A 23,493-nucleotide genomic window follows, 5' to 3' on the forward strand; every position below is an offset into this window, starting at 1 on the left:
CCCTCTCCCCTTCCGGGGCGATGGGCAGCAGGGATTGCGGCCTAAGTGAATGCCTCACACATCTTCCTGGGGCTTGTAATAAAATTTCACGCGGCGGATTGTTTTGCCGGCCGCCCGGCAAGGCGGCCGTGTTTTCTGCTCATCTTGCTGCTTTTTTCTGGGCGCCTCTTTCCCGCCATTGAAGCGCCTTGGTGCTGGGGCGATTCTCTTCTTAATCAGCAGGGGAGGAAACCATGCCGATCTTTACCGCGCCGGACTTCGACAATCACGAGCAGGTGGTATTCTGCAACGATGCCGAGACCGGGCTGAAAGCCATCATCGCGATTCACGACACGACGCGCGGCCCGTCGCTGGGCGGCTGCCGCATGTGGCCCTATGCCAGCGAGGCGGCGGCGGTCACCGATGCGCTGCGACTGTCGCGCGGCATGACCTATAAGTCGGCGCTGGCCGGCCTGCCGCTGGGCGGCGGCAAGTCGGTCATCATCGGCGACGCCAAGACGCAGAAATCTCCCGCCTTGTTCCGCGCCTTCGGGCGTTTCGTCGATAGTCTGGGCGGGCGCTACATCGCCGCCGAGGATGTCGGCACCGGCGTCGCCGATATCGAGGCGATGCGGCAGGTCACGCGCCATGTCGCGGGGACGGCCGGCGGCAGCGGCGATCCTTCGCCGGTCACCGCCTATGGCGTGTTCCAGGGCATCCGCGCGGCGGCGAAGGCGAAGCTGGGGCGCGATGATCTGGCCGGGCTGCGCGTGGCGGTGCAGGGCCTGGGCCATGTCGGGCTCGATCTGGCGCGCCAGCTCTATGAGGCGGGGGCGGCGCTGATCGTGGCCGATATCGACCTCGACCGTATCGCCCGGGCGACCACCGCCTACCGGGCCGAGGCGATGCCGGCCGACCGCATCCATGCCGCCGATGTCGATATCTTCGCGCCCTGCGCGCTGGGGGCGATCCTGAACGATGCGACGATCCCGGAGATCAAGGCCGGCATCATCGCCGGCGCGGCCAACAACCAGCTCGCCGAGGAGCGGCACGGCGCGGCGCTGATGAAACGCGGCATTCTCTACGCCCCAGATTACGCCATCAATGCCGGCGGCATCATCAACATCCACCATGAATCGGCTGGCAAGTACGACCGTGCGGCCGCGCTGCGCCAGGTGGAGGGCATCTACGACACCTTGCTGGAAATCTTTGCCCGCGCCGCCGCCGAGGGCATTCCCACCAGCGACGCCGCCGACCGCGTCGCCGAAACCCGCTTCGGCAAGCACCGGCAGGCGGCGTAGGGGCGGGAATCTAAGCCTCGCCCTCCTGCTTGTAGGGGCTGAATTCGGCGGTCAGCGCGGCGATCTCGGCCTGCATGGCCGGGCGTTCGCGGCGCATCGCCTTGTCGACGGCCTCGCGCAGGCCGGGATGGGCGATCCAATGGGCGCTGTAGGTGGCGGTCGGCAGGTAGCCGCGCTGGATTTTGTGCTGGCCCTGCGCGCCGGCCTCGACCGTCTTGAAGCCGTGCTCAATGGCCCAGTCGATGGCGCGATAGTAGCAGGCCTCGAAATGCAGGAACTTCACATGCTCCTCGCAGCCCCAATTGCGGCCGTAGAGCGTGTCCGATCCGGCCAGATTCAGCGCGCCGCAGACATAGCGGCCTGCTTCCTCGCCCAGGAACAGCACCACCTTGTCGCCCAGCCGCTCGCCCAGCAGTTCGAAGAAGGCGGGGGTGAGGTAGGGCCAGCCCCATTTGCGGTCGATGGTGTTCTCGTAGAAGCGGTAGAACGCCTGCCAATGCTCCGGCCTGAGGTCGCCGCCGCTATAGGCGCGCAAGGAGACGCCGCCTGCCTGGGCCTCGCGGCGTTCCTTGCGGATCTGCTTGCGCTTGCGGGAATTCAGCGCCGCCAGGAAATCCTCGAAGCTGCCATAGCCGTCATTATGCCAATGGAATTGCTGGCCGATCCGCTGGATCAGCCCCAGCTCGCCCGCCAGATCGTATTCCGCCCGGGTCGGGAAGGTGATGTGCAGCGAGGATAGCTCGGCCTGCTCGCAAAGCTGGATCAGCGCCACGGTCAGCGCCTGGCGCAGCGCCAGCGCATCTTCGCCGGCGCGGACCAGCAGGCGCGGACCGGGGGCCGGGGTGAAGGGCACGCAGACCTGCAGCTTGGGGTAATAGCGCCCGCCGGCCCGCTCGAACGCATCGGCCCAGCCATGGTCGAAGACATATTCGCCATAGGAGTGCAGCTTGATATAGGCTGGCGCGCAGGCCAGCACCCGGCCGCCCGCGTCCTGGATGGCGACATGCTGCGGCAGCCAGCCGGTCTTTTCCGGGCCGACCGAGCCGGAATCCTCCAATGCTGAGAGGAATGCGTGGCTGACGAAGGGGTTGTCCGCCCCGGCGCAGGCATCCCACTCGGCCGCCGGTATGTCGGCGATGCGTGCGGCGATGCGCGCCGTCAGCGGCGGGGCAGCCTCGTCGGGCATGGCAAACCTCAGGGACGGCAGCGGGACGATGTAACCGTCTTATTAGATCGACCGTTCCGGGCCGGGCGCAAGACGTCAGTCGCGTTTCGTCGTCACCGCCAGGGTGAGCTGCGAGGGATCGACCGTCACATCCCGCAGATTGGCGTCGATCAAGTTGGTGTTGTGCAGCTTGGCCCCGGTCAGGTCGGCTTTGGCCATGTTGGCCCCGGACAGCATGGCGTTGCTGAGGTCGGCGCGCGACAGATTCGCCCCGGCCAGGTTGGCGGGCCAGAGCCGGCCGGTCGAGCGGCCCTCGCTGTTCTTGATGTCGACCGAGCCCATCTGCGCGCCGCGCAGCCGGGCGGCGGAAAGGTTGGCGTTGCTGAGGTTGATGCCGTCAAGCACGGCGCCCTCCAGATCGGCCCCTTCCAGATTCGATTCCGACAGGTCGGACATCACCAGCTTGATGTTGGCCATGCGCGCGCCGACCAGGACCGCGCCGCGCAAATCCGCGCCCGACAGGTTAGCGCCGCTGAGGTCCTGGCGGCTGAGATCGGTCTTGCCAAGCTCCGCGCGCGCGCCGACGACGCCGTCGCTCTCCACCCATTTCAGATGGTCGCGGATGATGTCCTTGATCGAGCGCGACATGGTGGTGCGGGTTTCGGCCATGTGGGCGCCGGTCAAATCCGCGCCGCTCAGATCGACATTGGTGAGGATGGCGCGGTTCAGCTCCGCGCGGCTCAGATTGGTCTTGGCGATGATCGCGCCGGTCAAATTCACCCCGGTGAGATCGGCGTCGGTCAGGTTTGTGCCGGTCAAATTGGCCCCGGACAGATCCGCCCCGTCCAGCTTCGCGCCGCGCAGATTGACGCCCGACAGGTTGGCGCCGCACAGCAGCGCCCCCTCCAGCGAGGCCTCCACCATGGTGGCGTTGGACAGATCGGCGCCCGACATGTTGGCGCTTTGCAGCACGGCGGAATCCAGCTCGGCGAAGCTGAGGTCGGCGCGCAGCATGGTGGCCGGGCTGGCCGGATTGCCGCTGATCAGCGCGCCGCCGCGCAGATCGGCCTCCTTCAGATTGGCTCCGGTGAAGTTCGCGTTGCGCAGGTGCGCGCCGCGCAGGTCGGCGCGATGCAGCATGGCACTGCGCAGATCGGCCGCATCCAGATTGACGCAGAACAGGTCGCAATAGCTGAGATCGGTGCCGGCCAGGATGCAGCGGCTGAGATTGGCGCCGGAGAATTTCGCCGATTGCAGGTTTAACTCGCCCAGATTGAAGCCGGACAGATTCATCCCCGACAAATTGGCGCGCGCGCCGCCCGGCTTGCGTTCAAGCCAGAATTCGTGGCGTTGGATGATCTGCAGGATTTCCTGAGGCGTCATCGGGCATCGATTGCTAAGGGAAGGACCTGGACAAGAGGACGGCCCTGTGGGGGTATCATTTGTTTCGGCATCCTAAGTAGCGGGTGCGAGACCATCAAGACGTATAACTGGTTAAGCGAGAATTAAGCCCAGCCATCCACGACCACTTTATAGATTCGCGTCAGGTTGGGCTGATGCGTGTAAAAATGTTCTTCCAGGCGACTGCCGAGCTGTTTTCGCTGACAGGTGTCGCGTAATTTACGAAAACCTTCGGTTTCTTCCATGTGGATCCGGTTGATGCCATGCTTGGTCAATACCGTGTCTTTCAAGGGTTCGCCATCGGCATTGCGCAGGAAATAGAGCATGAAACCGACGGCGGCGGGAACCGGGCTGGCATTGGCGTGCTGATGGATATCGCGCTCGACCCGTTGCGCGATATCGTCGAACTGCCGGCTTACAAGCGTAAGCAGCGCCTTTCGTGAATGTTCCTTGTTCAGGGGCACCATGGCGGTTCCGTCGTCAGAATCTGTTAGAATTCGTTTATACCACTTGGTTCTCGAGCCATCATCAGGAGACATACAGTCTCACTGAAAAGAATGAAGAGAAAGTTACGCCCAGCGTTACTCTTTTTTAAGCGCTTCGCGAGATTTGCGATGCAGGCGGCAAGCGAACCTGCCATTTTGCGGTAGATTCGATGCCTCAAAAGGCGGTCGTGGTGGCCACGGATAGTCAGACCAGAGAAATTAATTTTTCGATAGAGGCGGCGTCCCTGATGGATGGGGTGTTCGCCAGCGGGCTGTGCGGTGTCTTTCTGCTGGAGGCCCAGCCGGGGGGCGCGCTGGCCTATCGCCGGGTGAACAAGCATTTCGCCGAGATGGTGGGGCTGCCGGCGGACGAAGTGCTGGGCCGCTCGCCGGTCGATCTGGTGGCCGCGCATGAAGCGCCTTTCGTGCGCGCCCAATTGCGCCGCTGCCTGGAGCGCCACGCCCCGCATCAATATGAGGAGGTGGTTACCCTGCCGCGTGGACGGCTGTGGTGGCGCATTCACCTCAGCCCCGTGGCCGGCGCGCCCGGGCAGACGGTGCAACTGCTCGGCATGGTCACGGACCTGACCGATTCAAAGCGCGTGGAACAGGCCCTGCAACAAAGCGAGCGCAAGAACCAGGCGCTGCTGGAGGCCATGCCCGACATGGTGCTGCGGATCAGCCGCACGGGCGTTCTGCTGGATATCGAGGAAGGCAAGGATCCGGTGCTCAGCCTGGCGCCGATCCGGATGATGGGCCGGCCGGTGACGGAAACCTTGCCCGCCGCCATTGCCGGCCCGGCGATGACCGAGATCGCGGCGGCGCTGGCCACCGGCTCGACCCGGCTGTTCGAGTTTAAATGGGATGTCGGCGGCGAGGTGCGCGATCTGGAGGCGCGCATCGTGATGCTGACGGCGGAGGAGGTGCTGGCCTTCCTGCGCGACATAACCGAGCGCAAGCGCTTCGAATTGCAGGTCCTGCTGGCGAAGGAGCAGGCGGAGGCGGCAAGCCGCGCCAAATCCGAATTCCTGGCCAATATGAGCCATGAGCTGCGCACGCCGCTGAACGCCATCATCGGCTTTTCCGAGATGATCAAGAACGAGACCATCGGCGAGATCGGCCATCCGAAATACCGGGAATACGCCACTGATATTTACGAAAGCGGCGCGCATCTGCTGGAGACGATCAACGATATTCTCGATCTATCGCGCATCGAGGCCGGCAAATTCAGCCTGACCGAGCAATTGGTCGATCTGAACCGCACTTTCGAGAATTGCCTTCGCCTGATCCTGCCGCGCATCGACCGGGGCAGGTTACAGCTCGTGCGGGCGTTGCAGACGGACCTGCCCTATGTCCGCGCCGATGAACGGGCGATCAAGCATGTCTTGTTCAATCTTCTGTCCAATGCGGTGAAGTTCACCGCACCGGGCGGCAGCATCACGGTCAGCACGCTGCAGGCGCCGGATGGCGCGGTGGAGATTGCCGTGCAGGATACCGGGATCGGCATCGCCAAGGAGAATATCGCCAAGGCGATGGCACCGTTCGGTCAGGTCGACGCCACGCTCAGCCGGCAGTTCGAGGGCACTGGCCTCGGCCTGCCGCTGGTCAACTCGCTGGTCGATCTCCACGGCGGCAGCTTTATACTGGAGAGCGAGCCGGGGGTTGGCACCACCGCCATCGTGCGGCTGCCGACCAGCCGCCTGGCCGCGCTCAGCCGGCCGGCGGGGCCGGGCGCCGGTTAGCCTTACTCCATCACCGCGAGATGCAGATCGGCGCCGTCCAGCGTCGCGTCGGTCAGGTTCGCGCCGACCAGGATGGTGTTGGACAGCTTCGCGTCGGTCAGGTCGGCATCCATCAGATTGGCGCCGCGCAGATTGGCGTTCGACAAATCGGCGCCGCGCAGCTTGGCCCCGGCCAGGTTGGTCGGCCATTGCCGGCCGGTCTCCTGGCCCTTGCTGTCCTTCAGGTCGACCGGGGCCAGGCTGGTGCCGGCCAGGTTCGCGCCGGACAAATCGGCATCGACCAGGTTGGCCCCATCCATCACCGCCTGGCGGATTTCCGCATTGGTCAGCACCGAGCGCGACAGGTCCGACATCACCATCCGGCAGCCATTCAGCCGGATGCCGATCAGCTTGGAATCCCGCATTTCCGCGCCGCTGAGATTGGCGCCGGTGAAATCCATATAGCTGATGTCGATGCCGCTCAGCACCGCGCGCTCGCCCTTGCCGCCCTGGCCTTTGATCCACAGCGCGTGACTATCCAGGATTATGCGGATATCCGGCGGCAACCCTTCATCGCTGCTGGCGATGGTCGCCCCGGTCATATCGGCGGCCGACATGTCGACATCGTCCAGATTCGCGCCGACCAGCACCGCGTTCTTCAGCACGGCGTTATGGACGATGGCGCCGCGCAGATTGGCCCCGGACAGATTTGCCCCGGTGAGGTTGGCTTCCGATAAATTCGCGCCGGTCAGGTTCGCGCCGGTCAGGTCCGCGCCTTTCAGGTTGACGCCTGACAGGTTCGCCCCGGTCAGCGTCGCGCCTTTCAGGTTGCAATTCATCATCGCGGAGTTGGAGAGATCGGCGCCGCCGCTATTGGCGTTGCGCATCCGCTCCGAATCGCTGCCGGCCGCGCCATACAGAGCGCCGCCGCGGAAATCCGCCATTTCCAGATTGGCATTGTTCAGATTGGCGCGCCTCAGGCTACAGCCGCGCAGATCGACCTTGCGCAGATTGGCGGCCCGCAGATCGGCGCGGTCCAGCGTCGCGCAGAACAAATCCGCCTCTTCCAGATTGCAGTTCGACAGCACCGTGCGATGCAGATTGACGCCCGCCAGATTCGCCGCGCGCAGATTGGTGTTGGCCAGCGTCAGGCCGGACAGGTCGCGCATCGCCAGATTGGCGCGCTGGCCGTTCTTGCGTCGGTTCAGCCAGCGCTCGTGCTGATCGATAATGCCGGCGATTTCCTGCGGCGTCACCGTGGACCCGCCAGCTTGAAAGGAGAGTCGCCGCCGCTTGTTTCCGGCGTTGTCTTATGGCGCGTCGGCACGAATTACCCCCTCGAAAGCCGCTAAAAATTCCGCTAAACCCCACCCACCAGTATGTTGCGCCCACGCTGGCCCTGCAAGCCATAGCAAAGACCGGTTGCAGCCGTTGCGGAAGGGACGCCGGTGCAAGAGTGCACCGGCTTTGATGAACGGATGGTAAAGATTCGTCCGATTTCCTGCCGGCTTGTTCCGGTCAGGCGGGATGGCTACACTCCGCCACCTTTATTCCGGCTTGGGAGCAAGGCAGAACCATGAGCGACGACAAGCACGCCGATATCGCGGCCATGAGCTTCGAGCAGGCGCTGGCGGAGCTGGAGGCGATCGTCTCCAAACTGGAGAAAGGCGAGATCGGCCTCGAGGATTCCATCGACGCCTATGAGCGCGGCGCCAAGCTGAAGGATCATTGCGAGGCCAAGTTGAAAGACGCCCAGCTGAAGGTGGAGCGCATCAAGCTGGGGCCGGACGGCGCGGTCTCGGCCGAGCCTTTCGACCCGGCGAGCTGATTTGCCATGACCGTGAAAGCCGCCATGGCGGAGGCCGCCGAGGCCGTGCTGGAGGTGATGGACCGGCTGCTGCCCATCCCCGACGGCCCGGAGGCGCGCGTCGTGGAGGCGATGCGTTATTCCAGCCTGGGCAGCGGCAAACGGTTCCGTCCCTTCCTGGTGCTGGAAAGCGCCCGGCTGTTCGCGGTGAACCGCGCCTGCGCGCTGCGCGTCGGCGCGGCGGTGGAGTTCCTGCACAGCTATTCGCTGATCCATGACGATCTGCCGGCGATGGACGATAGCGATCTGCGTCGCGGCCGGCCGAGCTGCCACAAGCAGTTCGACGAGGCGACGGCGGTGCTGGCCGGCGACGCGCTGCTGACCTACGCCTTCGAGGTGCTGGCGAACGAGGCGACCCATGCCGATCCCCGGGTGCGGGCGGAGCTGGTGCTGGCGCTGGCCAGGGCGTCGGGCACGCAAGGCATGGTCGGCGGCCAGATGATCGATCTACTGGCCGAACAGCAGAGCGAATTCGACCATGCCCACGTTACCCGCCTGCAGCGCATGAAGACGGCCGAGCTGATCTGCTTTTCCTGCGAGGCCGGGGCGATCCTGGGCAAGGGCGGGCCAGCGGCGCGTTATGCCCTGCGATCCTACGGCCAGGAGATGGGGCTGGCGTTCCAGATCGCCGACGATCTGCTGGATATCGAGGGCGACAGTGCGGAGACCGGCAAGCCGACCGGCCTGGACGCCGCGGCGGGCAAGGCGACGCTGGTCGCGGTGCAGGGCGTGGAAAGCGCGCGCGCCCATGCGTCGATGCTGGTGGAACAAGCAGCCCGGCATCTTGATTTCTTCGATGAGAAGGCGGACCTGTTGAAGAGCGTCGCCCGATTCGTCATCGACCGCCGTTCCTGATAAGAATAACGGTTTACGCATAACCAACGAGAAGCCTGATGGCCGACAGCCGTACCCCTTTGCTCGATAGCGTCAAGACGCCGAAAGACATGCGTGGCTTCGATGTCGAGCAACTGACGCAGTTGAGCGACGAACTCCGCTGGGAGACCATCGACGCGGTATCCCGCACCGGCGGGCATCTGGGCGCCGGCCTGGGCGTGGTCGAGCTGACGGTGGCGATTCATCACGTGTTCAACACGCCGGACGACCGGCTGATCTGGGATGTCGGCCACCAGGCCTATCCGCACAAGATTCTGACCGGCCGGCGCGACCGCATCCGCACGCTGCGCCAGGGCGGGGGCTTGAGCGGCTTCACCCGCCGGTCGGAGAGCGAGTACGATCCGTTCGGCGCGGCGCACAGCTCCACCTCCATCTCCGCCGGGCTCGGCATGGCCGTGGCGCGCGACCTGAAGGGCGGCGCGAACAACGTCATCGCCGTCATCGGCGACGGCTCGATGAGCGCCGGCATGGCCTATGAGGCGATGAACAATGCCGGCTCGATGGACAGCCGGCTGATCGTCATCCTGAACGACAACGACATGTCCATCGCGCCGCCGGTCGGGGCGATGAGCAATTATCTGTCCCGCCTGATCGCGTCGAAATCATATCGCGGGTTGCGCGAGGCGATGAAGCAGATGGCGGCGCACTTTCCCAAGCCGCTGGAAAACGCCGCGCGCCGGGCCGAGGAATATGCCCGCGGCATGGTCACCGGCGGCACGCTGTTCGAGGAGATGGGCTTCCTGTATATCGGCCCGGTCGACGGGCACGACATCTCGCATCTGGTGCCGATCCTCAAAAGCCTGCGCGACCGCCCGCAGGCCGGACCGGTGCTGCTACATGTCGTCACCGAGAAGGGCAGGGGCCATCCGTTCGACAAGGACAGCCCGGAGAAATATCACGCGGTCCAGAAGTTCGATCTGGTCACCGGCGCACAAGTGAAGGCGAAAGCCAACGCGCCCAGCTACACCAATATCTTCGCCCAGGCGCTGATCCAGGAGGCGGAGAAGGACGAGCGCATCGTCGCCGTCACCGCCGCGATGCCTGGCGGCACCGGCCTGGACAAGTTCGCCCAGCGCTTCCCGGCGCGTATCTTCGATGTCGGCATCGCCGAGCAGCACGCCGTCACCTTCGCCGCCGGCATGGCGACGGAGGGGATGAAGCCGTTCGCGGCGATCTATTCCACCTTCCTGCAGCGCGGCTACGATCAGGTGGTGCATGATGTGGCGATCCAGCGCCTGCCGGTGCGCTTCGCCATCGACCGCGCCGGGCTGGTCGGCGCGGACGGGGCTACCCATGCCGGCAGCTTCGACGTCGCCTATCTGGGCTGCCTGCCGGAATTCGTTATCATGGCCGCCGCCGACGAGGCCGATCTGGTGCATATGGTCGCCACCTGCGCCGCCATCGACGACCGCCCGTCCGCCGTGCGCTATCCGCGCGGCGAGGGGGTGGGGATCGAGCTGCCGGCCTCCGGCGTGCCGCTGGAGATCGGCAAGGGCCGCATCGTGCGCGAAGGTACGGCGGTCGCCATCCTATCGCTCGGCGCGCGCTTGCAGGAATGCCTCGCCGCCGCCGACGAGCTGGCGGGCTACGGCCTGTCCACCACCGTCGCCGATGCCCGCTTCGCCAAGCCGCTGGACGCCGACATGGTGCGCCGGCTGGCGCGCGAGCATGAGGTGCTGATCACCATCGAGGAAGGCTCCATCGGCGGTTTCAGCGCCTTCGTGCTGCATCAGCTCGCCACCGAAGGGTTGCTCGATACCGGCCTGAAAATCCGCCCGCTGGTGCTGCCCGACCGCTTCATCGAGCATGACAGCCCAGCCAGGCAATATGCCGATGCCGGCCTCGATTCGACCGCCATCGTGCGCACGGCGCTGGGCGCGCTGGGCCGCGACGTGCGCACCGCGCCGGCGCGGGCGTGAATGGCGGCCAGCAAGAAGCAGCGCCTCGACATCCTTCTGGTCGACCGCGGCCTGGCCGAGAGCCGGGCGCGGGCGCAGGCGCTGGTGATGGCGGGGCTGGTCTATTCCGACACCAGGCGGCTCGACAAGCCGGGCGTCGCGATCCCCGAGGATGCGCCGATTGAGCTGAAGGGCCAGGATCATCCCTGGGTCTCGCGCGGCGGGCTGAAGCTGGTGCAGGCGCTGGACCATTTCGCCATCGACCCGGCCGGCATGACCTGCCTGGATGTCGGGGCCTCGACCGGCGGCTTCACCGACGTGTTGCTGAGCCGGGGGGCGGCCAAGGTCCATGCCGTGGATGTCGGGCATGGCCAGCTTGCCTGGAAGCTGCGGCAGGATTCCCGCGTGGCGGTGATGGAGCGCACCAACGCCCGCACGCTGACCGAGGCGGAAATTCCCGACCCCATCGATCTGGTGGTGTGCGACGCCAGCTTCATCGGGCTGGAGGTGGTGTTGCCGGCCTCGCTGGCGCTGGTGCGGCCCGGCGGCTGGCTGGTGGCGCTGATCAAGCCGCAATTCGAGGTCGGCAAGGGCCGCGTCGGCAAGGGCGGCGTGGTGCGCGAGCCGGAACTGCATCGCGAAGTATGCGAGCGGATCGAGGCCTGGCTGTCCGGCCTGCCGGGCTGGCGCGTGCTGGGCATCGCGGAATCGCCGATCCTGGGCCCGGAGGGCAACAAGGAATTCCTGATCGGCGCGCGGAAAGACGCTACATCAGCAGCTTGACGTAGATCTCAACCACATGGCCGGGGAATTGCTGGCCCAGCGCCTGCATCGATTTCACCTTGAAGGCATGGATGCTTTCCGGCGCCGGGCGGCCCTTGGCGTACATCTCCATCGCCAGGGGCAGCAGGATGCTGTCGATGCGCTGGCTGTTCTGGGTCAGGGCGCTGCGGGCGACCAGATCCTTGGCCTCCAGCGTCAGGGCCAGGCGACCGTTCACCGGCTTTCCGTCGACGAAGAGATTGATCAGATAGGGGCCGACATTGACGAACTGCACGCGCTCCGTTGAGCCGGCGTCCTTCTTGGAGGCGGCCTGGGCCGGCAGTGCCGTGGCCAGCGCGATCAGGAAAGCCAGGAAAATAGCGCGGCGCATGCCCGCTCCCCATTTCAGCCTCATAACGGGCGATCATGCCTTATCGCCCGTCGATTGGCGAGCGGCGCGCTGACGCAGCCCCGTCGGCTTGTGCAATAAAGGGCGTAATGCCAGACTATGCGGCCTTGCCTAACTGCTTCAGAAAGAACCACGAATGATCGATGTGGCCCGTGCCCGGGCGGAGACGCCGGGCTGCGAGAAGGTGATCCATTTCAACAGTTGCGGCGCGTCGCTGATGCCGGCGCCGGTGCTCCAGGCGGTGAAGGATCATCTGGACCTCGAAGCCGGGATCGGCGGCTATGAGGCGGCCGACAAGCAGCGGGCGGAGATCGACGGGCTGTATGACAGCGCCGCGCGCTATTTCAACTGCTCGCCCGGCGAGATCGCCGTGGTGGAGAACGCCACCGTGGCCTGGGATATGGCGTTCTACGGCCTGTCCTTCCAGCCCGGCGACCGCATCCTGACGGCGATGTCGGAATATGCCGCCAACTATATCGCCTATCTGCAGATCGCCAAGCGCACCGGCGCGGTGATCGAGGTGATCCCGAACGATAATGCCGGCCAGATCGATGTGGCGGCGCTGGAGCGGATGATCGACCGCAAGGCGAAGCTAATCAGCATCACCCATGTGCCGACCAATGGCGGGCTGGTGAATCCGGCCGAGAAGGTGGGCAAGGTGGCCCGCTCCGCTGGGGTGCCCTATCTGCTGGATGCCTGCCAATCCTTCGGCCAGATGCCGCTGGATGTGGAGAAGATCGGCTGCGACATGGCCTCGGTCACCGGGCGCAAATTCATGCGCGGGCCGCGCGGCACCGGGCTGCTCTATGTCCGCCGCAGCATGCTGGACAAGCTGGAGCCGCCCTTCCTGGATCTGCGCGCGGCAAGCTGGACCGGTCCCGACAGCTACGAATTGCAGCCCGACGCCAAGCGCTTCGAGAATTGGGAAAAATATATCGCCGGCATGATCGGGTTGAAGACCGCCATCGATTACGCGATGGGCTGGGGCATGGAGAATATCGAGGCCCGCGTGGTCGAGCTGGCGGGCAATTTCCGCCGCAAGCTGGCCTCGGTGCCCGGTGTGGTGGTGCGCGACCTGGGCGAGCGGCCCTGCGGTATCGTGAGCTTCACCAAGGACGGAGTGCGGCCGGAGGATATCAAGGCGCGGATGGCGGAGGAGGGCATCAATTGCTCGACCTCGTCGCGCTTCTCGACCCGGCTGGATATGACGGCGCGCGACTTGCACATGCTGTCGCGCACCGGCATCCATTATTTCAACACCGAGGCCGAAACCGACCGCTTCGTTGAGCTTCTGGAAGCTATGCGGGCCTAGATATGGGCCGGGACGTGGTATTGCAGCGACAAGGCCACGCCCGCGCCGGCGACGACGAACATCCCCAAGGCTATGGCCCGCCAAATACGGCCCGCGAGTTTCTGCTTAGCGCTCATATCCGCCTCCAACCGATTCCATCGGCCAATTGCAAGTTAGATACATTCTAACTTATGTGCGAATGAGTCGCAAACAAGACGTGAGGCGTCGTTTTCGCCAGAAGGGGCTGCTTATTCGGCCAGCGTGCTGGCCTCGGCGGGCATTTCCATCGCGCTGGCGAGGGAATCGAGGCGGCGGCGGACGACGTCGCCCAGCATGGCCTCGTGCGCCGGGCCGACAGTGAAATAAAGCTTGCCGGCGACAATCTTCAGCGGCGTATGCGGCAGAATGCCGGGCGCGCCGCCGGTGAAGGTATGGCCCAACCGCAGCGCCACGCCCAGGACCAGCGCCTGGCGCAGCAAATCCTTGTCGATCAGCCCCTTCGCGGTGTCGGCGGCCGGCAGGTCGACATGGCCGACATAGCGCGCCATCAGCGCCAGGGCGACGAAGCAGCGGCCGGCATGGTCGAAGCCGGGGATCGGCGCGCGCAGGATTTTCCAGAAGGCGTTCTCGGCGCGATAATCGGGATGCTCCGACCAGGCGATGTCGGACAGAATGCAGGCGGCGTGGCGCAGCCGCCGCCGCGCCGGCGTATCGTCGGCGAAGAGCGGACCGGTCCAGTCCAGCAGTTCCTCGCCATGCGGCTTGAAGCGGCCGGAGACATCGGCGATCTCGCGCGCCGATTCGATCAGCGGGTCAAGCGCGCGCACCGCATCGGGCAACTGGTCGTACAGGCAGCCCTCGCGCAGCCCATAGGCGGAGAAGATCACGGTCGAGGGTTGCGCCATCTCGATCAGCCGCTGCAAGACCAGCGAGGCGAGGGGAATGGTGTCCGCGCGGCGCTTGGAGATGCCGTCGACCGCCTTCAACCCCGATTTGCCGATGCGCTGCAACCGGCCCAGAAAGTCCGAGAGGTTGGCGCTGTCGATGCGATATTCGTGCAATATGTGCAGCGGATAGCCGGTCAGCTCCATATGCGCCTTGGCGATGGAGCGCCAGGCCCCGCCCACCGCATAGAAGGGGCGGGCCTTCAGCGCGCCGATGAAGGGCACGCTGGCTAGGTGATCGTCGATGGTGGCGAGCAGCTTCTTGCGGTTGCCGCTCTCCGCCAACCCGCCCAGGCGCAGCGGCCCCAGCGGCAAGGTGGTCTGGTGGCCGACCTGGCCGAGGCGAAGGTCGACCAGCTCCAGGCTGCCGCCGCCCAGATCGCCGGCCACGCCATCGGCCTGCGGCATGGCGCACAGCACCCCCAGGGCGGAAAGCCGGGCTTCCTCCTCGCCGGACAGAACATTGACCTGGAAGCCGAGCTGCTTTTCGATGGCGGTGACGAATTCCGGCCCGTTCTCAGCGTCGCGCACGGCGGCGGTCGCCAGCACGAACAGGGTGCCGACATCCATGGCGCGGGCCACGGCGGCAAAGCGGGCGAGATTGTCGTAGGCCGATTTCACCCCGTCCTCGGACAGCCGGCGGTGGCCGTTCATGCCCTTGCCCAGGCCGCATAGCGCTTTTTCGTTGAACAGCGGCAGCAGCACCCGGTCATGCCGGTCATAGACGACCAGGCGAATCGAGTTGGAACCGATGTCGAGAACACCGGTGCGCGCCCATTGGCCGGTCTCGGCAGGGCCATCGGCGGACGGCGCCGCGTCAGGAAACGTCGCCCCGATCCATTTTGCTCGCATTACATTCCAGTCGCGGTTCCGCTCAGGACTGGCTCATCACCAAGCGCGGCAATGGCTGCGACTTCTTAAGGGCACTCCCGCGCCCGGACAAGCTCGGATTTGTCATGAAGTAATGATGGGCATTGAATGGCGCGTCGCCAGGCTCCAATCGCGCATAGCTGCCATCCGGCAACAGACGCCAGCTCTGCTCGGTATCCTTCAGGTTGGCGATCATGATCTGGTCGAGCACCTGTTCGTGCACGGTGGGATTCTCGATCGGCACCAGCGTCTCGACGCGCCGGTCCATATTGCGTTGCATCCAGTCGGCCGAGGACATGAATATCCTGTTCTCCGGCGCGGGCATGGCGTGCCCATTGGCGAAGCAGGCGATTCGGCCATGCTCCAGGAAGCGGCCGACGATGCTCTTGACCCGGATATTCTCCGACAGGCCCTTCACGCCCGGGCGCAGGCAGCAGATGCCACGGATCACCAGGTCGATCTGCACCCCGGCCTGCCCGGCCTTGTACAGCGCGTCGATCAGCTTTTCGTCGACCAGCGAGTTCAGCTTCGCCCAGATGCCGGCCGGCTTGCCGGCCTTGGCATTGTCGATCTCGTGCTTGATGCGCTCCAGCAGCGCGTCGCGCAGCGTGTGCGGGGCGATCGCCAGCTTCGCCAGCTTTTCCGGCTTTGCATAGCCGGTCATGAAATTGAAGATGCGCGCGGCATCCTCGCAAAGCTGGGGTTCGCAGGTGAAGAACGACAGGTCGGTATAGATCTTGGCGGTCACCGGGTGGTAGTTGCCGGTGCCGAAATGGCAGTAGGACCGCAAGCCGCCGCCCTCGCGCCGCACCACCATCGAGATTTTGGCGTGGGTCTTCAGATCCATGAAGCCATAGACCACCTGGCAGCCCGCGCGTTCCAGGTCGCGGGCCCAGCGGATGTTGGCTTCCTCGTCGAAGCGGGCCTTCAGCTCGACCATCGCGGTGACCGACTTGCCGCTTTCGGCGGCCTCGATCAGCTCCTTCACGATCGGCGAATCCTGGGAGGTGCGATACAGCGTCTGCTTGATCGAGATCACCGCCGGGTCGCGCGCCGCCTGGCGCAGGAACTGCACCACCACGTCGAAGCTCTCGAACGGGTGATGCACCACGATGTCCTTGTGCCGGATGGCGGCGAAGCAATCGCCGGCGAAATCGCGGATGCGTTCCGGAAAGCGCGCATTGAAGGGCTGGAAGAGCAGATCGGCGCGTTCCGGCACGATCAGCTGCGACAGGTCGTCGATGCCGATCATCGCTTCCAGCGAGAACACGTCGCCCGGGCCGACGCCGAGCTGGTCGCTGACGAAACGGCGCAACTCGTCGGAGATCGCGCCGTTCACGGTCAGGCGGATGACGCTGCCACGGCGGCGGCGGCGCAGGGCTGATTCGAACAGGCGGACCAAATCTTCCGCTTCCTCGTCGATTTCCATCTCGCTGTCGCGCAGCACCCGGAACATGCCGTATCCGACCAGCTCGAAGCCGGGGAAAAGCTTCTGATAGAAGTGCAGGATCAGCGCCTCCATCGGCAGGAAGCGGATCGCCGCTCCCGGCAGCCGGACGAAGCGGCCGATCTGCGGCGGCATCGGCACCAGCGCCTCCAGCCGGCGATTGTCCGACGGCCGGTGCAGTTGCAGCACGATGGCCTTGGCCTTGTTCAGCAGGAACGGGAAGGGATGCGCCGGGTCGACGGCGAGCGGGGTGAGGGTGGGGAACACCTGCTCCATGAAATAGCGGTCGAGCCATTTCTGGTCGGTACGGCCGACCTGCGCCCAATCGACCACGGAGATGCCTGCCTTGCGCAGCTCCTCATGCAGGGTGCGCCAGCAAGCCTGCTGGTTGGCGATCAGCGTCGCCGTCGCCTCATGGATCGCGGCAAGCTGCTGGCCGGGGGTAAGCCCGTCCTGGCTGAGCGCCGATACGTTGGCCGCCATCTGGCCCTTCAGCCCGGCGACGCGGACCATGTAGAACTCGTCCAGGTTGGATGACGAGATCGACAGGAAGCGCAGCCGTTCCAGCAGCGGATGCTTGGGGTTCGCCGCCTCTTCAAGCACGCGCGCATTGAAAGCGAGCCAGGAAAGCTCGCGGTTGAAGAAGCGCTTGGGCGAATGCAGGTCGATCTTCTCGACAGATTCGATTTCAGCAGTCGCCACGGACAGCTCCTTTGGATACAGCGGACATCCTCTGAAATAGCACGCGGCCGGGGCCGCTGTCATGCGAGCCCCGGCCGAAATGCATTACGGTTCGATGAAGATTGCGGGCGGCGGCCACCGCCCTCGAAGGGGACGGCGGCAAACTGCCTTTTACCCCATCGTGCCGTTATAGGCGCCGCCATCCATCACCAGGTTCTGGCCGGTGATGAAGCCGGCATGGGCGCTGCACAGGAAGGCGCAGGCGGCGCCGAATTCCTCGATGGTGCCGAAGCGCCCGGCCGGATTCTCCTTCCGGCGGCCGTCCAGCACCTCGTCGATGCTCTTGCCGCTCTTCTCGGCGGCGACCGAGGCGGTCTTGCGCACGCGGTCGGTCTCGAACGGGCCGGGCAGCAGGCCGTTAATGGTGACGTTGTGCTTCACCGTCTGCCGGGCCAGGCCGGCGACGAAGCCGGTAAGGCCGGCGCGCGCGCCGTTCGACATGCCCAGAATCGGGATCGGCGATTTCACCGAGGCCGAGGTGATGTTCACGATGCGCCCGAACTTGCGCTCGATCATGCCATCCACCGTCGCCTTGATAAGCTCGATGGGGGTCAGCATGTTGGCGTTCAACGCCGCGTTCCAATCGTCCAGCGACCAGTCGCGGAAATCGCCCGGCGGCGGGCCGCCGGCATTGTTCACCAGAATGTCGGGGTTGGGACAGGCGGCCAGCACCTTGGCGCGGCCTTCCGGCGTGGTGATGTCGCCGGCGATGGCGGTCACCGTGGCGCCGCTATCCTTGCGGATTTCCTCGGCCGTGGCCTGCAATGCCTCTTCCCCGCGCGCCAGGATGAACAGCTCCACCCCCTCGCGGCCCAGCGCCAGCGCGCAGCCCTTGCCCAGCCCCTTGCTGGAGGCGCAGACAATCGCCTTGCGCCCGCGAATACCGGTTTCCATACGTCAGTTTCCTTCCTTGTCGTTTTCTGTGTTCCCGCCAGCCAGCAATGCGCGCGCCAGCGGAACCGTGATGTTGCGCCGGGATATCAGGGCCGCCTTGTCCAGCCTGTCGACGATGGACTGGACGGCGGCGAAGGAACGCTCGATGCGCGGTAGCAGGAACTGCACCAGCTCCTGGCTTACCATGAGCTGGCGGTCGGCGAACAGCTTCACCATCACCGCGGCCAGCAGCGCCTCGTCCGGCGCGCCGACGCCGATGGCGGGCAGGGCGGCGAGGCGGGACTTCAGGTCCGGCAGGGCGATGGCCCAGCGGGCGGGGGGCAGGGCGGCGGTGATCAGCAGATGTCCGTCGCGCTCGCCCAGCAGGTTCAGCAGATGGAACAGGCCGCGCTCGTCGATATCGGCGGTCAGCCCGTCCAACACGATGGCGTCGGCGCCCTCCAGCAGGGCGGGCACGGTCTCGGCCGTCACCTGCCGCGGCTCGATCCGCCGTGCGGCGCTGACCGCCTGCCAGACCGAGGCAAGGTGGGTCTTGCCGCAGCCGGCCGGCCCGTGGATCGCCAGCGCGGCGGGCAGCCGGCCGGCGCGCGGCCAGTCCGGCCAGCGGTCAAGCCAGGCGACAGCCTCCGCATTGCAGTCCGCGACCAGGAAATCTTCCCGCCCGAGTGCTGGGCGCTGCGGCAGGTCGAACGCAAGTTGGGTCATCGTCTATCGCTAAAGCCGGTCGCCGGGATCGGCCTGATGTTTATCGTACAGCGAGCTTTGAAGATATTGCTCTATGGCGAAGCGGGCCATCACGCCCATCACGGCCGCCGCCGGCACCGCCACCAGCACGCCGACGAAGCCGAACAGCGCCCCGCCGGCCAGCAGCGCGAAGATCACCCAGACCGCGTGCAGGCCCACCTTGTCGCCGACCAGCTTGGGCGTCAGGAAATTGCCCTCGATGGCCTGGCCGAGGATGAACACGCCGGCCACCGCGCCGACCTGCCAGAACGAATCGAACTGCACCAGCGCCAGGCCGATGGCGGCGATGCCGCCGGCGATCGAGCCGACGAAGGGCACGAAGGAGATCAGCCCGGCGAAGATGCCGATGATCAGCCCGAAATCCAGTCCGCACAGGGTGAGGCCGATGGCGTAGAAGGTGCCGAGGCTGAGGCACACCAGGGCCTGGCCGCGCACGAAGCCAGCCAGCGTTTCGTCGATCTCGCGCGCCAGCCGGCGGATCGTGTCGGCCTGGGCGCGCGGCAGCCAGGTGTCGATCTTGGCCACCATCTTGTCCCAGTCGCGCAGCAAGTAGAAGGCGACGATGGGGGTGATCAGGATCAGCGACAGGATATTGGCGAAGGCGGCGCCGCCGCTTATCACCCCGCCCAGGAAGCTGGCCGCCCAGCTAAGCGCCGTGCCCGACGAGCTGAGCAGCTTGGACAAATCCGGATCGCCCTGGGAGGCGAAGCGCACCCGCAGTTCCTCCAGGATCGGTTCCAGCCGTTGGCTCAGCGTGTCGATATAGCCGGGCATCCGGTCGATCAGGATCGATATCTGCGAATGCAGCAGCGGCACCAGCAGCAGCAGCATCGCCAGGAAGACGATGAAGAACAGAAACAGCGCCAGCAGCGTGCCGATGGCGCGCGAGACGCCCCAGCGCTCCATCCGGTCGACCACGGGGTCCATGAAATAGGCCAGCGCCATGCCGGCCACGAAGGGCAGCAGCACATTGCCCAGCACATAGAGCGCCAGGAACAGCAGGACGATGCCGCCGATCCAGAAGGCGATCCGCCCCCTGAAGGTCACGATTTTTGTTCAGCCTGCATGGCGCGGCTCCCCCAGATCCAGACATAGGCAATACCGGAGACCAGCGTGGTCAGCCCGACAATGTAGACGAGCAGCTGTATCAACAGCCTGTCGGCCGCCAACAGACTGTCTTCGGACAATATCTGGCCCAGCAGCACCAGCCCGACAAGACCGACCTGCGCCACCGTATTGCTCCGGGAGATCGCAAGCGGCGCCATCGTGACCTTGTGGGCCAGCGTGTGCAAGAGGATCACCCCGCCCATGATCACCAGGTCGCGGAACACCACCAGGATGACCAGCCAGACCGGCAGCAGCCCCAGATAGCCAAGCACGAGATAGGCGGAGACCAGCAGCGCCTTATCGGCAATCGGGTCGAGATAGCTGCCCAGCGCCGTGCGCGCCTGGAAGCGCCGGGCGACATAGCCATCCACCGCATCGCTGATCCCGGCCGCCAGGAACAGCCAGAAGGCCAGATCCATCTCGCCCACGATCAGCGCCCAGATCACCACCGGCACCGCCGCCATGCGCCAGACGGTCAATATGTTCGGCACCGGCTTCATCAGGCTGTGCAGGCGCATGGCGTAGACCAGTCCCTTTCAGCTCCACTTCTCTAAAGGCCGGGGAGGCGGCGGCGTCACCTCACCTCACCGCGCCGCCAGCCGCCAGCCGGTCGCATCCTCGCTGAGCGCCAGGTTGCGCTGTTCCAGGGCGCTGCGAAGCTGGTCGGTGGTGCCGGCATAGCCGATATCCAGCGTCGCCTCGCTGCGCGACAAGGATTTCACCGTCTGCTTGCGCACGATGGGCAGGCCGGACAGGCGGCGGCGAACCGTCATCCAATCCTCCAGACCGGTCAGCGGCACGGTCACGGTGAGCGTGTTTTCCATGCCCGGCTGAATCGTCGCCTGCTGCTTCCAGTCGCGGTCGAGATCGTTGGAGATACGGCTGATGGCCCGGTTCAGCAGCGCCTCGCGGGTTTCCCCCGGCTCGGCGGCCAAGGTCTCGGCGATGGCCGGGCCCGGCATGCCGCCGATCTGGTTGACCTGGATATTGACCGCCGGCTGCGTCTCGGTGCCGCCCAGCCGGGCGACGGCGACCACGCTGCTGGACGCGCCATAGCGCTGCGCCAGCGTGGTCAGTGCCGCCTCGTCGCCGGCCATCGCCTGTTCCGCGGTGATGCCGGTCAGGTCGCGGGCATCGCCCAGCGGCACCGTGATCGGCACGATGGTCTGGCCCAGCGGGGCCTGCTCCCACGCTTCGCGCCAGGGGTTGGGGTCTTCCCACAGCCTGGCGCCGCCTTCCTCGGCCAGCACCGGCACGATCAGCACGGCGGGGGCCGCGCTGACCACCGCCGCCACATTGCGCCGGCTGAGGAAGGATTGCACGGCGGCGGGGCGGAACTGCACCACCAGATTGGCCAGATAGCGCACGCCGGAGGCGCGTTCGTCGCGAATCTGGAAGCCCTGCACCATGCCCTCGATTTCGGAATCGGAAGCGCCGGGCGGCGTGCTACCGGCCGGGGTCAACCGCTCCATCAGCCGCTTGAAGGCCTCGCGCTGGCCCTCGGTCAGCGCCTGGTCGCGGGCTTCCACGGCGCTTTTGGCGGTCACGTCGATCGGCACGCCCTCGACCACATAGAGCCGCCCGCCCGCCTGGGCGTGGGCGTGCTCCAGCGGCGCAAAGACCGCCAGAACGGAGAAAAGAGCGGCGGTCGAAAGGGCCTTCAGGCGATGGACCATTGAAAAGCGTCCCGTATTCGTTATTGTTCGGCGCGCTCGCGCGGCAGGCCGGGCGCGAACCATGAAGTTTCGTGCAAAGTGGGGGCGAACTTCGCTCCAGCGCAAGGGCTTATTATCCCATGCCGGTCGATGACACCGCAAATCCGATGACCAAACGCAATAGCCTTACATACCGCGATGCGGGCGTCGATATCGATGCCGGCGACGCGCTGGTCGACGCCATCAAGCCGCTGGCCAAATCCACCGCCCGTCCGGGCGCGGACGCGGCGCTGGGCGGCTTCGGCGCGGCGTTCGATCTGAAGGCGGCCGGCTTCAAGGATCCGATCCTGATCGCCTCCACCGATGGCGTCGGCACCAAGCTGAAGGTCGCCATCGACAGCGGCCATCACGGCACGGTCGGCATCGATCTGGTCGCCATGTGCGTGAACGACCTCGTGGTGCAGGGGGCGGAGCCGCTGTTCTTCCTGGATTACTACGCCACCGGCAAGCTGGAGCCGCAGATCGCGCGCGACGTGGTCGCCGGCATCGCCGAGGGGTGCCGGCAGGCCGGCTGCGCGCTGATCGGCGGCGAGACCGCCGAAATGCCGGGCATGTACGGCAAGGGCGACTACGATCTGGCCGGCTTCTCGGTCGGCGCGGTCGAGCGCGACGGGCTGCTGACCGGCGATGGCGTGGGCGAGGGGGATATCCTGCTCGGCCTCGCTTCCAACGGCGTGCATTCCAATGGCTATTCGCTGGTCCGCCGGGTGGTGGCGGACCTTGGCGTCGATTACGAGGCACCGGCCCCGTTCGATCTGGAGCGCACGCTGGGCGAGGCGCTGCTGGCCCCGACGCGGATTTATGTGAAGGCCTGTCTGGCCGCCATCAAGGCCGGCGGCGCGGATGGGGTGAAGGCGCTGGCGCATATCACCGGCGGCGGGCTGGTGGAGAATCTGCCGCGCGTTTTCCCGAAGCATCTGGCCGCGCATATCGATGGCTCCTCCTGGGAAATTCCGGCGGTCTTCGGCTGGCTGGCCAAGGCCGGGGGCGTGGATCCGCTGGATATGCCGCGGACGTTCAATTGCGGCATCGGGATGGTGCTGGTCGTCTCCGCGGCGGCCGTGGATACCGTCGCTAGGACATTAACCGACGAAGGCGAGACGGTGTTCCGAATCGGGCGCATCGAAAAGCGCGCCGAGGACGACAAGGCGGTGGTGATCGACGGGCTGGAGGCACGGTGGAACGGCTGAAGGTCGCGGTTCTGATCTCCGGCAGGGGCAGCAACCTGCAATCGCTGATCGACGCCTGCGCCACCCCCGGCTTTCCCGCCGAGATCGTGCTGGTCCTGTCGAACAAGGCGGATGCCTATGGGCTGGTCCGCGCGCAGGAGGCCGGCATCGCCACCAAGGCGATCTCCCATAAGGCCTATCCGGATCGTGAAAGCTTCGACGCGGCGCTGCATGATGAGATCGTGGCCGCCGGCGCGCAACTGGTCTGCCTGGCCGGTTTCATGCGGCTGCTGACGCCGGGGTTCGTCGCTAAATGGCACGACCGGATGATCAATATCCACCCCTCCCTGCTGCCGGCCTTCAAGGGGCTGCACAGCCATGAGCGCGCCATCGCCGCCGGCTGCCGCTTCACCGGCTGCACCGTGCATTTCGTGCGCGCCGAGATGGATGACGGCCCGATCATCGCCCAGGCCGCCGTGCCGATCCTGCCTGGCGACAGCGCCGACGACCTCTCCGCCCGGGTGCTGATGGCCGAACATCGCTGTTATCCGCTGGCCCTGCGCCTGGTCGCCGAGGGCAAGGCGATGGTCGATGGCGAGATCGTGCGCATCGCCGATTCCGCGGCCCCGCAGGAACCGCTCCTGAACCCGCTGGCGGGATAATTCTTGGCGCCGCCGTGTCGAAGCATC

Annotated in this window: 22 protein-coding genes; 10 read left to right on the plus strand and 12 right to left on the minus strand. The window is 65.8% G+C overall.

The window, feature by feature from the left end:
* On the plus strand, positions 1-182 hold a 182-nt coding region (locus AUP43_RS19380), incomplete at its 5' end, for a hypothetical protein (protein ID WP_232314892.1).
* Between the two features lie 51 nt (positions 183-233).
* Positions 234-1,280, plus strand: a complete 1,047-nt coding sequence (locus tag AUP43_RS06100) for a Glu/Leu/Phe/Val dehydrogenase dimerization domain-containing protein (protein ID WP_067553824.1) — start codon at positions 234-236, stop codon at positions 1,278-1,280.
* 10 nt (positions 1,281-1,290) lie between these two features.
* Here the strand turns inward: AUP43_RS06100 and AUP43_RS06105 are convergent, their stop codons facing one another.
* The 3 genes from AUP43_RS06105 to AUP43_RS06115 all read right to left on the minus strand — a co-directional run bounded on the left by AUP43_RS06105 (position 1,291) and on the right by AUP43_RS06115 (position 4,313).
* The gene (locus AUP43_RS06105; RefSeq protein ID WP_067553826.1) at positions 1,291-2,466 is read right to left on the minus strand and encodes a GNAT family N-acetyltransferase; all 1,176 of its coding nucleotides are present in this window, start codon (positions 2,464-2,466) and stop codon (positions 1,291-1,293) included.
* Between the two features lie 75 nt (positions 2,467-2,541).
* Positions 2,542-3,828 carry a pentapeptide repeat-containing protein gene (locus tag AUP43_RS06110; RefSeq protein WP_232314893.1) on the minus strand — a complete coding sequence of 429 codons (1,287 nt, stop codon included), beginning with the start codon at positions 3,826-3,828 and terminating at the stop codon, positions 2,542-2,544.
* A 122-nt stretch (positions 3,829-3,950) separates the two neighbouring features.
* Positions 3,951-4,313 carry a hypothetical protein gene (locus tag AUP43_RS06115; protein ID WP_067553829.1) on the minus strand — a complete coding sequence of 121 codons (363 nt, stop codon included), beginning with the start codon at positions 4,311-4,313 and terminating at the stop codon, positions 3,951-3,953.
* Between the two features lie 266 nt (positions 4,314-4,579).
* Between AUP43_RS06115 and AUP43_RS06120 the strand changes: the two genes are divergently transcribed.
* Positions 4,580-6,073 (plus strand): ATP-binding protein, encoded by a 1,494-nt coding sequence (locus AUP43_RS06120; protein WP_067553831.1) that lies wholly within the window; start codon positions 4,580-4,582, stop codon positions 6,071-6,073.
* Between the two features lie 2 nt (positions 6,074-6,075).
* Here AUP43_RS06120 and AUP43_RS06125 read toward each other — a convergent pair whose 3' ends face one another.
* Positions 6,076-7,308, minus strand: a complete 1,233-nt coding sequence (locus tag AUP43_RS06125; RefSeq protein ID WP_067553832.1) for a pentapeptide repeat-containing protein — start codon at positions 7,306-7,308, stop codon at positions 6,076-6,078.
* 320 nt (positions 7,309-7,628) lie between these two features.
* On the opposite strand from AUP43_RS06125, the gene AUP43_RS06130 reads away from it, so the two are divergent.
* From AUP43_RS06130 to AUP43_RS06145, 4 genes are read left to right on the plus strand one after another with little or no spacing between them, the layout of a single operon-like run.
* Entirely contained in the window at positions 7,629-7,880 is a 252-nt protein-coding gene (locus tag AUP43_RS06130; RefSeq protein WP_067553834.1) for an exodeoxyribonuclease VII small subunit, read from the plus strand.
* A gap of 6 nt (positions 7,881-7,886) precedes the next feature.
* A complete protein-coding gene (locus tag AUP43_RS06135; RefSeq protein ID WP_067553836.1) occupies positions 7,887-8,774 on the plus strand; it encodes a polyprenyl synthetase family protein in 888 nt (295 codons plus the stop codon).
* Positions 8,775-8,812: 38 nt separating this feature from the next.
* Entirely contained in the window at positions 8,813-10,732 is a 1,920-nt protein-coding gene (gene dxs, locus AUP43_RS06140; protein ID WP_067553838.1) for a 1-deoxy-D-xylulose-5-phosphate synthase, read from the plus strand.
* On the plus strand, positions 10,733-11,494 hold the full coding sequence (locus tag AUP43_RS06145; protein WP_067553840.1) for a TlyA family RNA methyltransferase: 762 nt from the start codon (positions 10,733-10,735) through the stop codon (positions 11,492-11,494).
* Here AUP43_RS06145 and AUP43_RS06150 read toward each other — a convergent pair.
* Positions 11,478-11,864: a hypothetical protein gene (locus AUP43_RS06150; protein WP_067553842.1), complete on the minus strand. Its 387-nt coding sequence runs from the start codon at positions 11,862-11,864 to the stop codon at positions 11,478-11,480. The two genes, AUP43_RS06145 and AUP43_RS06150, sit on opposite strands and share 17 nt — an antisense overlap.
* A 154-nt stretch (positions 11,865-12,018) precedes the next feature.
* Here AUP43_RS06150 and AUP43_RS06155 point away from each other — a divergent pair, with 154 nt between their 5' ends.
* On the plus strand, positions 12,019-13,194 hold the full coding sequence (locus AUP43_RS06155; RefSeq protein ID WP_067553844.1) for an aminotransferase class V-fold PLP-dependent enzyme: 1,176 nt from the start codon (positions 12,019-12,021) through the stop codon (positions 13,192-13,194).
* A 227-nt stretch (positions 13,195-13,421) separates the two neighbouring features.
* Here AUP43_RS06155 and AUP43_RS06160 read toward each other — a convergent pair whose 3' ends face one another.
* The 7 genes from AUP43_RS06160 to AUP43_RS06190 form a co-directional block, all read right to left on the minus strand.
* Positions 13,422-14,969, minus strand: coding sequence for a Ppx/GppA family phosphatase (locus AUP43_RS06160; protein ID WP_084462601.1), 1,548 nt, complete (start codon positions 14,967-14,969; stop codon positions 13,422-13,424).
* Between the two features lie 22 nt (positions 14,970-14,991).
* Positions 14,992-17,136, minus strand: coding sequence for an RNA degradosome polyphosphate kinase (locus AUP43_RS06165; RefSeq protein WP_067553846.1), 2,145 nt, complete (start codon positions 17,134-17,136; stop codon positions 14,992-14,994).
* Positions 17,137-17,286: 150 nt separating this feature from the next.
* Positions 17,287-18,069 (minus strand): SDR family oxidoreductase, encoded by a 783-nt coding sequence (locus tag AUP43_RS06170; RefSeq protein ID WP_067553848.1) that lies wholly within the window; start codon positions 18,067-18,069, stop codon positions 17,287-17,289.
* A 3-nt stretch (positions 18,070-18,072) separates the two neighbouring features.
* Positions 18,073-18,774, minus strand: coding sequence for an HdaA/DnaA family protein (locus tag AUP43_RS06175; RefSeq protein ID WP_067553850.1), 702 nt, complete (start codon positions 18,772-18,774; stop codon positions 18,073-18,075).
* 9 nt (positions 18,775-18,783) lie between these two features.
* Entirely contained in the window at positions 18,784-19,860 is a 1,077-nt protein-coding gene (locus AUP43_RS06180; protein WP_067553852.1) for an AI-2E family transporter, read from the minus strand.
* Complete coding sequence (locus AUP43_RS06185; RefSeq protein WP_067553854.1) at positions 19,857-20,438, minus strand: CDP-alcohol phosphatidyltransferase family protein; 582 nt, start codon at positions 20,436-20,438, stop codon at positions 19,857-19,859. The genes AUP43_RS06180 and AUP43_RS06185 overlap by 4 nt, the downstream gene beginning before the upstream one ends.
* A gap of 66 nt (positions 20,439-20,504) precedes the next feature.
* Positions 20,505-21,596: a DUF2066 domain-containing protein gene (locus tag AUP43_RS06190; protein ID WP_067553856.1), complete on the minus strand. Its 1,092-nt coding sequence runs from the start codon at positions 21,594-21,596 to the stop codon at positions 20,505-20,507.
* A 146-nt stretch (positions 21,597-21,742) separates the two neighbouring features.
* Here AUP43_RS06190 and purM point away from each other — a divergent pair, with 146 nt between their 5' ends.
* Positions 21,743-22,825, plus strand: coding sequence for a phosphoribosylformylglycinamidine cyclo-ligase (gene purM, locus AUP43_RS06195; RefSeq protein ID WP_067553914.1), 1,083 nt, complete (start codon positions 21,743-21,745; stop codon positions 22,823-22,825).
* Positions 22,813-23,466 (plus strand): phosphoribosylglycinamide formyltransferase, encoded by a 654-nt coding sequence (purN, locus tag AUP43_RS06200; RefSeq protein WP_067553859.1) that lies wholly within the window; start codon positions 22,813-22,815, stop codon positions 23,464-23,466. The genes purM and purN overlap by 13 nt, the downstream gene beginning before the upstream one ends.
* The last annotated feature ends 27 nt before the right edge of the window (positions 23,467-23,493 follow it).

Origin of the sequence: Oceanibaculum pacificum (assembly GCF_001618175.1) — a bacterium.
GTDB classification, from domain to species: Bacteria; Pseudomonadota; Alphaproteobacteria; order Oceanibaculales; family Oceanibaculaceae; genus Oceanibaculum; species Oceanibaculum pacificum.